Below are 12,919 nucleotides of genomic sequence, written 5' to 3'. Positions count from 1 at the left end.
GATAATTCTTATGCATAATTTTAGCCAATAGAAAAGAAAACTGATAAATTCTTCAATAGAGATTTAACTTATTTACCAAATATTAATCAAAAAGGTACAATAAGCAGTTAAAATAAAACATATATATTAATATTTTGTGGTTCGTGTGAAAGTAAAAAGGCTCCCAAATTGAGAGCCTTTTACTATTTTAATTAAAAGTATTTTTAAATTATTTTGCAATACTTCTTGAGATTACGATCTTCTGGATTTCAGAAGTTCCTTCGTAGATTTGAGTGATCTTAGCATCTCTCATTAATCTTTCTACGTGGTACTCTTTTACATATCCGTATCCACCGTGGATCTGTACTGCTTCAATAGTCGTATCCATTGCCACCTGAGAAGCGTATAATTTTGCCATTGCTCCACTTTCAGAGATATCTTTTCCGGCATCTTTTTCACAAGCAGCCTTGAAGCAAAGCATTCTTGCTGCTGTAATCTGAGTCGCCATATCTGCTAATTTAAAAGCAATCGCCTGGTGGTTGATGATTTCAGTTTTGAAAGCTTTTCTTGTTTTAGCATATTTCAAAGCCAGTTCGTAAGCTCCGGAAGCAATTCCTAAAGCCTGAGAAGCGATACCGATTCTCCCACCGTTCAAAACAGCCATTGCAAAATTAAATCCGAAACCGTCTTCCCCGATTCTGTTTTCTTTTGGTACTTTTACGTTGTTGAAGATCAAAGAATGTGTATCACTTCCTCTGATTCCCAATTTATCTTCTTTCGTTCCGATCTCGAAACCTTCCCAACCTCTTTCAACGATGAATGCGTTGATTCCTTTATGCTTTTTCTCAGGATCAGTTTGTGCAATTACAATATAATAAGTGGCCGTTCCACCATTTGTGATCCAGTTTTTGATCCCATTCAACAAATAGTAATCTCCTTTATCTTCTGCAGTAGTTTTCTGAGAAGTTGCATCAGAACCCGCTTCAGGCTCAGACAAAGCAAAAGCTCCGATTACCTGTCCGCTTGCCAAAGGTGTAAGATATTTCACTTTTTGCTCTTCAGAAGCAAATTTTTCAAGGCCTGCACAAACCAATGAATTATTTACAGACATTACAACAGCTGCAGAAGCATCAATTTTTGCGATCTCCTCCATTGCCAAAACATAAGAAACGCTGTCCATTCCCGCTCCTCCATATTTAGGATCTACCATCATCCCCAAAAGTCCCATTTCTCCCATTTTCTTTACCTGTTCTGCAGGAAACTTCTGGTCGCGGTCTCTTTCGATAACCTCCGGTAATAGTTCGTTCTGAGCAAAATCTCTTGCTGCCTGCTGAATCATCAGCTGTTCTTCTGATAAATTAAAGTCCATAAAAATTAATAATTAGATGGTCGCTAATTTACACTTTTTGAACAAATCTGAAAATAGAATCAAAGATTAGACTAATACAACAAATTTCTACGATTTTTAAATATTCATCAGATATAAATTTAGTTTGAATTATTAAATATATTCAGGCATACATTTTATTAATTTCTAATTAACACGAATGATTTCTCCAATTAAAAAAAATGCTTATATTTAAATTAATTAAAATTATACTTAAAGAATCATGACAATCAAAAGATTATTCGATATACCTCACTACGCTTTAGAAAAATATCCCAAGGCGGATATGTTTGTAACGAAATACCACGGCGAATGGAAGAAAACCTCTACACAGGAATTTATCAATGAAGCCAATAAGATTTCAAGAGGACTTTTGAAACTGGGGATAAAACCGGGTGATAAAATCGCTTTAATCACAACCAATTCGCGGACAGAATGGGCGATTATGGATCTTGGGCTGTCACAAATCGGGGTGGTTTCCGTACCTGTATATCCCAGTATTTCGCCGGAAGATTATGAATTTATCTTTTCCAATGCAGAAATAAAGTACTGTTTTGTTTCGGATAAGGACCTTTTTAATAAAGTGATGAAGGTAAAACACAACATCCATTCTTTACAGGGAATTTTCAGCTTTGATAATATCAGCGGGGCTGCCAACTGGAAAGAAATTCTTGATTTAGGCGAAGATGATTCTACCCAGATTGAGGTGGAAGATTTGTCCAATGCCATAAATTCTGAAGATCTTGCAACCATTATTTACACCTCGGGAACCACAGGAAAACCGAAAGGGGTCATGTTGACGCATCATAATATTGTCTCTAACGTTTTGGGTTCAATTCCTAGAATTCCGAGAAAGAAAAGTTTAGATTATAAAGATACGAGAGTCCTTAGTTTTCTTCCTATCTGTCATATTTTCGAGAGAATGCTGTTTTATCTTTTCCAATACAACGGTTTTTCGATTTATTTCGCAGAGAGCATTGAAAAAATGGGCGAAAATGTAAAAGATGTAAAGCCTCATTATATGAGCGTTGTGCCAAGGCTGGTGGAAAAAGTATATGATAAAATTTATGCGACAGGGTCTTCGGCTGGAGGTCTGAAACAGAAAATATTCTTTTGGGCATTAGATTTAATTCAAAAAAAGAAAACAGTTTCAAAACCTTCTGGGCTGAAGGAAATTATTGCAGATAAACTGGTATTTAAAAAATGGAGAGAAGGCTTGGGTGGAGAGATCATTACTTTGGTTTCCGGCTCTGCGGCGCTTTCTACAAGATTGAATCTGATGTTTCAAAACGCAGGAATCCCTATTTTGGAAGGCTATGGATTAACAGAAACTTCTCCCGTAATCTCTGTAAATACCTTTGGGAAAATGAAAATAGGAACTGTTGGATTACCTTTGGATAATCTTGAAGTGAAGATTCAGGCAGATGGAGAAATAACCGTGAAAGGACCTTCGATTTTTCAGGGCTATTTTAAAAATGAGGAAATGACGAAAGAAGTCTTTACGGAAGACGGATTCTTCAAAACCGGAGACATCGGAAATATCGACAGCGATGGCTTCTTACAGATTACCGACCGTAAAAAGGAGATGTTTAAAACTTCCGGAGGAAAATATATTGCACCTCAGACCATTGAAAATTTAGCAAAAGCATCGAAGTTTATCGAACAGATCATGGTGGTAGGTGATGGCGAAAAAATGCCAACTGCTCTGATACAGCCTGATTTTGAATTCGCTAAAAGCTGGGCCATGAGAAACAACCTGAATATCGGCGCTACTCCTCAGGAAATTGCACAAAGCACAGAACTTAAGGAAAGAATAAAAAAAGAAATCAATGATATCAATGAGCATTTAGGAAACTGGGAGCAGATTAAAAAATTCGAACTGACCCCTGAGATCTGGAGCATTGATGCGGGGCTATTAACACCTACTTTAAAACTGAAAAGAAAAGCTATTAAAGAGAAATTTATTGATCTTTATGATAAGATGTATGAGCATCATGAATAGTTTTTCTTTGAAAATAAAAATAAATAAAATCTACCGATTCATCATTTTTGGATCGGTAATTTTATTTACATCCTGTGAAAAGCGTATTGATAAAATTGATAAAGTAGAAGAAATTCATAAAAGAGATTCAATTCAACTTATTTCAGATATTCCAATCATAAAAGGACTTAAGGAAAATGAACTTATCAATTATGTAAAATATGCTCCTACAATTAAGCCTAATAAGAACAATGGAATTCCATTTAATAATCTTAATTATGATAAGATTATTGCCTATGATTTTAATTGTGATGAAAAAATGTACGATAATGTAATTGATAAAAATGGAAAATTTATCCCCATCATAGAAAAACAGCAGTTTTTAACACAGAAACAGGCTGATAAAATTTTGTCAGCTTTAACAAAAAAGTCCAGTTACGGAGAAGCTTCTGCCGCTTGTTTTAATCCTCACTTAGGATTGGTATTTTTTAAGAATAATAAAAAAGTGAATCAGATCAGTATTTGCTTAGACTGCAATGATTCCACTTCTGAAATTGATATTCCTGCACGAAGACACAAGGTTTTCAATAAAGGAACTGATAGCGAATATTCTTTTACAGGTTATACCTCTAAAGGAAAAACTGCAGTAATTGATCTTTGTAAGGAGCTTCAATTTTATTACAAATCTGCAATTCCTATTGATACAAAAAAATAAGGCAGAATTTATTTCTGCCTTATCAATATTTTTAAAATCGTAATTAGAATTTAATTACAGTTTTCATTCTTTCGTTTTCCTCCATTACCAACTCGTCGTCAACAAGGATTTTTCCTGAATGCTCATCGATAATGATTTTCTTTCTCTGGGCAATCTCCATTTGCTTTTGAGGCGGAATTGTGAAGAAAGATCCTTTTGGAGCTCCTCTTTCTAATCCTACTACTGCAAGACCGTTTGGAGAATTCGTTCTGATTCTGTTGTAAGAAGCCAATAATCTTTCGTCGATTTTAGTAGAAAATTCTTTAGACTGCTCGATCAGATACTCTTCTTCTTTCTGAGTTTCAGAAACAAGACCTTCCAATTCTTCTTTTTTGAATTTCAGGTGATTCTTCAGATCGTCGATTTTTGAATTCAACTCGTCTAAAGTTTCGTTTTTGTGAGCAATTTTAGCACCGAACTCTTTAATTCTTTTTTCAGAAAGCTGAATTTCAAGTTCCTGATATTCAATTTCTTTACCTAATGCTTCAAACTCTTTATTGTTTCTTACGCTATCTTGCTGAGATTTGTATTTTTCAATTAAAGTTTTTGCATGGTTGATTACTTCATGCTTCGTTTTAATCTGATCTTCCTGATCTTTGATATCTGCATGAAATTTTTCAGCTCTTTTTTCAAGACCTTCGATTTCAATCTCAAGATCCTCTACTTCGATTGGCAATTCTCCTCTTGTATTTCGGATTTCGTCCAATCTAGAATCAATGATCTGCAAATCGTATAAAGCTCTTAACTTCTCTTCAACTGAAATATCGTTGGTTTTTGCCATATTTTAAATGAAATAATTTACCGGGTTTGTTTTCTCAATAGATTTTGAGATTGCAAATGTACTAAATTTTTGTGACAAAATTTCAAATAATTGTTGAGTTACAAATTGTTCCGATTCAAAGTGCCCGATATCACAGATCAGCATTTTAGATTCTGCCAGAAAAAAATCATGGTATTTTACATCTCCTGTAAGGTAAGCATCACATTTTTTGGAGATTGCAGACCGTATTCCGCTGGCTCCGGAACCTCCTAAAACCCCTACTCTTTTTATTTTTTTACTGTTAAAATCAGAATGACGAATCACTTCCAGATTGAATTTCTCTTTTACGAATTTCAGGAAATCCTTCTCTTCCATTGGCTCTTCAAAATCTCCGTACATTCCCAATCCGCTGTGATGATTGGTATTATCTAAACTGTAAATCTGATGTGCCACTTCTTCATACGGATGTGCCGTTTTCATCGCATTGATAATCTGTCCCTGCTTGTAGTCTTCAAAAATAACAGATATCATGTCTTCATCCGCATTTTCACGGATATTCTGCTGTCCCGAAAACGGATTAGAACCCTCGATCGGTCTGAACGTTCCATTTCCATTAATACTAAAACTGCATTCATCGTAAAAGCCTATATTTCCTGCTCCTGCGTTAAAAAGTGCTTCTTTTACTTTATCAGAATAGTCTTTTGGAACAAAAACCGTTAATTGTTTTAAATTATTTTTTTTAGGCTGAAGGATTTTTAAATTTTTTAATCCCAACTGGTTACAAATTCCTCTGTTTACCCCAAAGAAATCATTATCAAAAGCGGTATGAATGGCATAAATGGCAATCTTGTTCTCAATCGCTTTTACGACAGCCCTTTCTACATAGTTTTTTCCGGTTAAAGATTTTAACCCTGAAAAAATAATCGGATGAAAGCAAACAATTAAATTACAATTTCTAAGAACGGCTTCATCCACCACATTTTCCAGTGCATCGTGACAAACCAAAATTCCACTGACATCGCGATCCCAAGACCCGCACAACAAGCCTACATTATCAAAATCTTCTGCCTGACTTATTTTTATTCTTTCTTCAATTTTTGAAATTACTGCCCTTAGCTTCATGAGAAAAATTTTTAGTTTCAGCGAAGATATTAATTTTTAATGGAGCATTAAGGTATCCATTGGGTTAAACTTTTTCACCACAAATCGAAGATTCGACGAAGTTAAAAGAATTACAAGATTTTAGCACTTTAGTTATTTTAAGTTTACTATTTAAAGAATAAGTTTGTTTAAACTAATTTTAAATTTAACCACAAAAGGCACAAAAGATATTCTTCCAGCTATTATTAGATAATGAAAGCTCCCAAAAGGATAAAAATCAAAGATTTTTTTTTAAACTTATGTGCTCTTTTCTGCAGTTTAATGATAAACTTTAAACACATTATCTAAATCTTTTGTGCCTTTTTGTGGTTAAATAAAAAGTTTAAATAAGTTAATACTTAAGTCAAATTTTATCCCATAAAAAAGCCGACTTAAAAGCCGGCCCATATCCAAAACTAATAACTATGATTTAATCTTTAAACAGAGAGACTCTGGTAAAAGAATCGACAACGATATTACAGGTGATATCTGCTTCAAGGAAAAGCTGATACCCTCTTCCGGGATCAAGACTTGCCGAATCTGCAATGGTGTAAAAATAAAAGGTTAAAATATTTCCGACACCACTGGAACCGTTTGGAACAAGCTGAATAGAGTTGATTTCGAAAAGTGAATCCGGATTTCGGAAAGTCGCTTTAATAGAACCGGAGGAGTTGGATCCCGGTGTTACATTGGCAATTAGTCTCCATACATGCACCTGTCCTGAAATTTCGTTTTCCCTCCATTTTCCGGCGATATAAATATTTGAAGTCACACCGGGAAACGGAACTGTAGTTTCCGGCCAGCTTGTGGTAGGGCTTGCAGCAAAAACCAGCGGTGTTGTGTAAGTCACCTGCTGTCTGGGACCATAACCACTACCTGCAGCACTTAAATTGAGAGAGGGTTTCACATTTGCGTTTCCAGAATTCACTTTGACAACACCGTCATTTCCAGCCTGAGAAGATGTGGGAACAAAAAGCTGCTTCCAGACGGTACCGTCCCAATACTGAAAGTTGTTGGCGGTTGTGTTGAAAATAAGAGTTCCGGCAGTAAGATTAGAATTAGCAACGCCCGCAGGGGGAACAGTAAGCGGATCGTTGTCTGCAAGATTTGTGTTTCTATCTGCATCGGTAAGACGCGGAATCAGAATTCCTTTCTGATTTGAAAAAATATCCAATACTGTAGCTCCGTTTGGAGTAGCTGTATTAATCCCAACCTGGGCTCCCAAAAAATTATACATAAAAATCGGGATGAGGAGTGTAAAAATTTTTCTCATAACGTTAGCTTTTCTGAAATAAATGTACATTGTTTTCGTTAATTTTTGTTAAAAAAAACATTTTTATTTTTAATTTTTTATTCGTAAATTATATAAAACAAGTCACTGAAAACCATTACTTTAAATACAAATAAGTCACAAATTAACGATTAAAATTCCATTAACATTTCCGCAAACATTTTAACAATCAACAATCTCTTTCATAATTGATGAAATTTATTAACTTCGTTGTGAAATAAATAAACCCAGATGGAGAAAGAACATAACCTTGTTCCTGAAGACAAACTATGGAAAAGGCATCTTTACAGAATAATTTATCGCTCCGATACAAGGCTCGGAAAACTGTTTGATGTCGCTTTGCTGGCACTTATTCTTATCAGCACATCCATTATTATGATGGAAAGTATCCCGAAACTTGACAAAAGATTCCACTATACTTTTATTATTACCGAATGGATTATCTCTTTATTTTTCACCGCAGAATATTGGTCCAGAATTGCCGTCGTTAAAAATAAAAAGCAATATATTTTCAGCTTTTTCGGAATTATCGATTTTTTAGCATTAGTACCATTCTATTTAAGCTTCTTCTTTCCGGTAACCAAATATTTTCTGATTTTCAGAATGCTGCGTATGCTTCGGGTTTTCAGAGTTTTCAATCTAATGGATTTTATGAATGACGGCTCCGTTATTATAAGGGCATTAAAAAACAGCTCAAGAAAAATCTATATTTTCCTTTTGTTCCTCATTATTTTCTCGGTCATCGTTGGTTCACTCATGTTTATGGTAGAAGGCGGAAGGCCAGGATTTGAAACCATCCCCCAATCAATCTACTGGGCTGTAGTTACCGTAACAACCGTAGGATATGGCGACGTTTCCCCTATAACGCCTATGGGAAAATTTTTTGCCGTCATCTTAATGCTTGCCGGCTACTCCATTATTGCGGTTCCCACTGGTATTGTAACTGCCGAAATGCGGAACAAAAGACAGAATCTTGAGAAGATATGCGACCGATGCGGAAATGAAGATATTGACGACGATGCAAGATACTGCAAACAATGTGGCAAGAAATTAGCTTAACATAAAACAGTAATATATTCTATTAACCAAACACCGTAGATATCATGGAACCTAAAAAGAAAAACAAACCGAACAGTTTAGTCGTTATCCTTTTTGCTTTAATTGTATTAATGGTCGTTATTTATTTTATACTGGTAACTTTCTTCCCGGCCGTCTTTGAAAGCTTAAATACAGGGGATCTCCAGCCTGTTCCCAACAAATAGTCCATTCCGGATTTAAACAAAATAAAAGGCGATCTTTAAAGACCGCCTTTTTAATTTACCTAAGTTTCTTATTTATTTTTTAATCGCTTTAATGGTCTGCTTAGAACCGTCTTTCATTGTTAAAGAAATTAAATACATTCCCTGTCTCAACTCACCAAGGTTAATTTCAGAAGCAGGCGTATTAATTAATTTTACCAATCTTCCTGAAACATCAGACACAGAAACAGATTTCACATTGGCGATATCTGAAATATTTACTATATCAGTAAAAGGATTCGGATATAATTTGATTATATTTTTAGTATTCTTTATGTCAGAAGTGCCCAGTGTTCCTTTTACAATATCAATAGTGAAAGCTCCTTCTTCCTCATCAGAACTGCTGTAATGACCCACATTTACATAGTAAGTATTTCCTGAAAGTGTAGGAATTGACAATGTTTCGGTAGAACCACTTCCCGTATCATCCACAGTTCCTTCGCAAGATAAACTTCCGCACATTCCGCTGTAGATACCGATCTGAGGATCAAAATTACTTCCCGCAGGCATTGTCACCGTTACAGTAAATGTATCACCATCACCTACAAAACGGAACCAAGTTCCATCATTCATGTCATTATTGCTACACACTGAAACTGGTCCACCGATATCGGTAGCACCTGCTGCATCATCCTGCACATACGTGAACGGAAAAGCTGTTGCTACAATAGCACCAGTACACTCATCGTTTGCAGGCGCTGGCGGAAATGTTCCTACACAGATGTCAAAACTCTGATTACTTCCCGCTCCGCTATAGCTATAAACTCTTACCAAATACGTTTCTCCCACGTTAAGACCGGTTATACTTGCAGACTCTCCATCCGAGCATAAAATACTTGACAAAGCACCACAACCTCCACTGAACACCTGAAAATATGTATCCGTGTCATAATTATTAGTTCCTATAGCCATGATATTCAGAAGAGAAACTTTATGACGCGCTGCCGTTGCTACGAATTTAAACCAAACATCATCGTCAGGATTTCCATAACAAGGATCCGGAACCAACCCTGAATCTGTTGCACTTAACGTATATCCTGGCGTTACAGTTCCACAATTAAGATCAGGATTAACTGTTAACGTAATTGCTCCAGCGCACTCGTCATTAGAAGGTATCGGCGGAGCCGTAGTAAATGTTATATTCGAACATCCTGAAGATTCTCCTCCGGTACCGACAGCAACTACATTTAAATAAAGATTTGCATTAGAATTAAAAGGAGCTGAAGGTGTAAAACTATTCGTAGTTACAGCCACCTGATTAGCCACATCGGTTCCTCCGGGAGTTGTCCCTATCGAAACTTTATACCCTGTTGCCCCCGGAGAAGCATTCCAGTTGAATGTAGCCGTAAGTGGAACAAACGTTGCGTTATTCGCCGGATATGTAATAAGAGGACATGCAGGAATAGGACTTAATGTTAATCCTTCAAATGTAATTACCGATTTGTAATTCTCTAGATTTCCATCCACGGGAGGAGTTGCAGGATTTGGATCTTCGTAATCGTTCTTATAATATAGAGTAGAATTCTGAGCACCTCCGTAAACATACATTACCTCATCCCAATTATTATTATCATACCCTGTCGAGTTTTCTTCCGCAGCTACCACTAAGTTTGCGATGTTGTCATACGGAAACGGCGTTGGAAAATTAATTTCAACAACCCCATTGTTATTACTCACCGTACCGGAAAAAACCTGTGTAAGATCGGAAAGAGGAATCCAATCTGAGACTGAAACAAAGTCGGTTTTAGAAGTTTGTCCTAAATACACTACCCATTGCGATGAGTTGGTAATAGACATGGAAGGATCTAAATAAAATTTCAATCCTGTAATATTCCCTGCTGCATTCGCATTAATTTCCTGTTTGGTAAAAATCTGCTGCACGTAAGAATATCCGTAATACGTACTGATTGGAGCCACTCCAACCTCAGTGCTTGCCGCTCCTAAAGTAATTTGAGCAGAAAAAGCCATGCTTGCTAACATGAAGCATGAAAGTAGAAATTTTGTCATAAACTATTATATTTTGCTGATGTGAATACTAAGTTACCAATAAAAACATTATGTTAACATTAATATTTTAAATTTAACATAAAAAAAGTAGCGACTAATAATTAGCCGCCACTTAACCTTTTAGCACTGATATAAAAATTATTTTTTAATTGCTTTGATTGTCTGCTTAGAGCCATCTTTCATCTCTAATGTAATAATATATACCCCTTGCTTCAATTCATTTAAATAAAGAATCGCATCCGGCTTAACAACAGTTTTCACTACCCTTCCTGAAATATCTGCTATCCAAACCGTTTTCACATTTGCTATATCGGAGATATTCAGTACATCTGAAAATGGATTCGGATATACTTTTATATTGTTTTTCGATTCCTTTACTTCATGAGTTGCTAAAACAATAGATGCATCATAAGCTGATATTCTAAACTCACCATCAGTTACACTTGTATTCCCCGTATATTTCCAAACACTGATATAAAGTTTTGCACCCGGGGTCTGCCCTGTTAAGGCAATATAAGAAAACAATCCTCCCGCAGGATTATCATCATTACACTGAATCAACGTTAATCCTGAACAGTTCCCTGAGTACACAGACATTACCGTATCAGTAAATGTAGAACTTGTGCCCGCTTTTGTTTCCAGAGTAATACTTCCACTCGCCGGAACAATTACGGAATACCACACGTTGTTATTGGAGTTTGTCTGGCAAGTCGCTACAGAGCCTGAAGTTGAGTTCATATTTGTACCTGTAATCGCATTCTGATCAAAATTCCCTCCCGGCACCAGGGCAATCGCTCCACCACATTCATCATTCGACACCGGTGTTACGGTAGTGGTGGTAAATTTTCTTTCTGCACATGATGAACTTGTAACTCCGCCACTGTATGCATTAACTGTATAGAAATAATCTGTACTTAATGCTAAAGGGGAAGGAAAGGTATAAGAAGTAACATTTCCAAGATCAACATTATTCAGGACATTTGTACTTCCGGCAGTAGTTCCGACTGTTAATCTATAACCAGTAGCTCCGGCAGATGATGCCCATGATATTGTTGGCTGAAGAGGGGCATTCGTCGCATTATTTGAAGGAGCACTTACAGATGGACAGGTAATACCACCCGTTGTAAAGCTTCTCTCTGTACATCCACTTGAAGTACCCGCAGCATTCATCGCATATACCGTTACGTAATACTGTGTATTATAATTAAGAGGGTTTGCCAGCGTATAACTTGTTACATTCCCCACATCCATCATATTCATCACATCTGTACCTCCGGCAGTTGTTCCAAGACTAATTTTATACGAACTTGCAGTTGCGGCGGCAGCCCAGCTTATAGAAGGCAGCACAGAAACCCCCGTTGCCGCGGCAGCCGGCGCACTTACCACCGGACAAGACGGAGCATTAGGTGACAACCCCAGGAATGTGATTCTTGATTTTGTTGCTGATCTTGTTCCTGTAGGAAGTGTTCCTGCAGGATCAGGATTTGTAGTGTCACTTCTATAATACAACGTACTATTAGAAATACCACTATAGGTATAGAAATATAACGCATCATCAAAATTCGGCTTATTTTCATCTACTGCAATAACGAGATTATCGGTATTATTGTAAGCAAAAGGAGCAGAAAAAGTAACAGTAACTTCTCCATTATTGTTAACCACTTCCCCATCAAAAACCTGAGTAAGAGAAGCAAGCGGAATCCAATCTGAAGTAGAGCTGAAAGTAGTTTTGGCAGTCTGACCAATATATACCTTCCAAGTGGTAGAGTTGGCAATAGAAGAAGTTGCCCCCAAGTTAAATTTCACCCCTGTAATATTTCCTGCCGCCACAGCATTCAATTCACTTTTCAAAAAAATCTGCTGAGAATATGTATATCCCCAGTTCGTAAGCACAGGCATTGTTCCCGTATTCGTTCCGCTTCCCAGCGAAATCTGTGCAGACATCCCTATTCCGAAGGTTATCATGCAAGCCAATAGAAATCTTTTCATATTCAGTAATAATAAAATTAGTATTTCAAAGGTATAAATTAATTTAATAAAAAATGTTAAATTATATTAATTAAATAAATTATAAATAAAATAAAATATTTATAATTAAATAAAACCAAACAAATATTTAATTTTATTAATAAAACATCAAATAGTGAATAAAAACAACACTCTGATTTTAAATCAATTAAAAAATAATCACAAAAAGTTGATTTACAGAATACATACAACTTAACATAATATAATAATTCACAAAATAACTATTCAAAACATAACGATACTTATCATAAAAAAATAGCGACTAAAAATTAGCCGCTATTTGTGATTTATTTT

General features: G+C 36.0%; 10 protein-coding genes. 4 read left to right on the top strand and 6 right to left on the bottom strand.

Going from position 1 to position 12,919, the window contains the following annotated elements; all coding sequences use genetic code 11:
- Window positions 1-208: 208 nt before the first annotated feature.
- Window positions 209-1,348, bottom strand: a complete 1,140-nt coding sequence (locus tag BUA89_RS01910) for an acyl-CoA dehydrogenase (RefSeq protein ID WP_072952932.1) — start codon at window positions 1,346-1,348, stop codon at window positions 209-211.
- Between the two features lie 241 nt (window positions 1,349-1,589).
- Between BUA89_RS01910 and BUA89_RS01905 the strand changes: the two genes are divergently transcribed.
- On the top strand, window positions 1,590-3,368 hold the full coding sequence (locus BUA89_RS01905) for an AMP-dependent synthetase/ligase (RefSeq protein WP_072952931.1): 1,779 nt from the start codon (window positions 1,590-1,592) through the stop codon (window positions 3,366-3,368).
- Between the two features lie 7 nt (window positions 3,369-3,375).
- Window positions 3,376-4,062: a hypothetical protein gene (locus BUA89_RS01900; protein WP_143152250.1), complete on the top strand. Its 687-nt coding sequence runs from the start codon at window positions 3,376-3,378 to the stop codon at window positions 4,060-4,062.
- Window positions 4,063-4,105: 43 nt separating this feature from the next.
- On the opposite strand, the gene BUA89_RS01895 is transcribed toward BUA89_RS01900, so the two are convergent.
- The 3 genes from BUA89_RS01895 to BUA89_RS01885 form a co-directional block, all read right to left on the bottom strand.
- Window positions 4,106-4,882, bottom strand: coding sequence for a zinc ribbon domain-containing protein (locus tag BUA89_RS01895; RefSeq protein WP_072952929.1), 777 nt, complete (start codon window positions 4,880-4,882; stop codon window positions 4,106-4,108).
- Window positions 4,883-4,885: 3 nt separating this feature from the next.
- Entirely contained in the window at window positions 4,886-5,983 is a 1,098-nt protein-coding gene (locus BUA89_RS01890; protein ID WP_072952928.1) for a Nif3-like dinuclear metal center hexameric protein, read from the bottom strand.
- A gap of 448 nt (window positions 5,984-6,431) precedes the next feature.
- The gene (locus BUA89_RS01885; protein ID WP_228420507.1) at window positions 6,432-7,274 is read right to left on the bottom strand and encodes a hypothetical protein; all 843 of its coding nucleotides are present in this window, start codon (window positions 7,272-7,274) and stop codon (window positions 6,432-6,434) included.
- A gap of 249 nt (window positions 7,275-7,523) precedes the next feature.
- Between BUA89_RS01885 and BUA89_RS01880 the strand changes: the two genes are divergently transcribed.
- Together BUA89_RS01880 and BUA89_RS23035 are read left to right on the top strand one after the other, a co-directional pair.
- A complete protein-coding gene (locus tag BUA89_RS01880; protein WP_072952927.1) occupies window positions 7,524-8,351 on the top strand; it encodes an ion transporter in 828 nt (275 codons plus the stop codon).
- Window positions 8,352-8,395: 44 nt separating this feature from the next.
- Window positions 8,396-8,554 (top strand): hypothetical protein, encoded by a 159-nt coding sequence (locus tag BUA89_RS23035; RefSeq protein ID WP_178362416.1) that lies wholly within the window; start codon window positions 8,396-8,398, stop codon window positions 8,552-8,554.
- Between the two features lie 72 nt (window positions 8,555-8,626).
- On the opposite strand, the gene BUA89_RS01875 is transcribed toward BUA89_RS23035, so the two are convergent.
- Both BUA89_RS01875 and BUA89_RS01870 read right to left on the bottom strand, forming a co-directional pair.
- Complete coding sequence (locus tag BUA89_RS01875; protein ID WP_083531572.1) at window positions 8,627-10,597, bottom strand: T9SS type A sorting domain-containing protein; 1,971 nt, start codon at window positions 10,595-10,597, stop codon at window positions 8,627-8,629.
- Window positions 10,598-10,735: 138 nt separating this feature from the next.
- Complete coding sequence (locus tag BUA89_RS01870) at window positions 10,736-12,586, bottom strand: T9SS type A sorting domain-containing protein (protein WP_072952925.1); 1,851 nt, start codon at window positions 12,584-12,586, stop codon at window positions 10,736-10,738.
- Window positions 12,587-12,919: the final 333 nt, after the last annotated feature.

This window comes from Chryseobacterium arachidis, assembly GCF_900129245.1.
Lineage (GTDB): Bacteria > Bacteroidota > Bacteroidia > Flavobacteriales > Weeksellaceae > Chryseobacterium > Chryseobacterium arachidis.
This window is presented reverse-complemented; position numbering and strand designations above follow the sequence as displayed.

Coding starts and splice junctions, on each gene's coding strand:
- BUA89_RS01910 (WP_072952932.1), bottom strand. CDS start 1,348: ATGGACTTTAATTTATCAGAAGAACAGCTGATGATTCAGCAGGCAGCA.
- BUA89_RS01905 (WP_072952931.1), top strand. CDS start 1,590: ATGACAATCAAAAGATTATTCGATATACCTCACTACGCTTTAGAAAAA.
- BUA89_RS01895 (WP_072952929.1), bottom strand. CDS start 4,882: ATGGCAAAAACCAACGATATTTCAGTTGAAGAGAAGTTAAGAGCTTTA.
- BUA89_RS01890 (WP_072952928.1), bottom strand. CDS start 5,983: ATGAAGCTAAGGGCAGTAATTTCAAAAATTGAAGAAAGAATAAAAATA.
- BUA89_RS01885 (WP_228420507.1), bottom strand. CDS start 7,274: ATGAGAAAAATTTTTACACTCCTCATCCCGATTTTTATGTATAATTTT.
- BUA89_RS01880 (WP_072952927.1), top strand. CDS start 7,524: ATGGAGAAAGAACATAACCTTGTTCCTGAAGACAAACTATGGAAAAGG.
- BUA89_RS23035 (WP_178362416.1), top strand. CDS start 8,396: ATGGAACCTAAAAAGAAAAACAAACCGAACAGTTTAGTCGTTATCCTT.
- BUA89_RS01875 (WP_083531572.1), bottom strand. CDS start 10,597: ATGACAAAATTTCTACTTTCATGCTTCATGTTAGCAAGCATGGCTTTT.
- BUA89_RS01870 (WP_072952925.1), bottom strand. CDS start 12,586: ATGAAAAGATTTCTATTGGCTTGCATGATAACCTTCGGAATAGGGATG.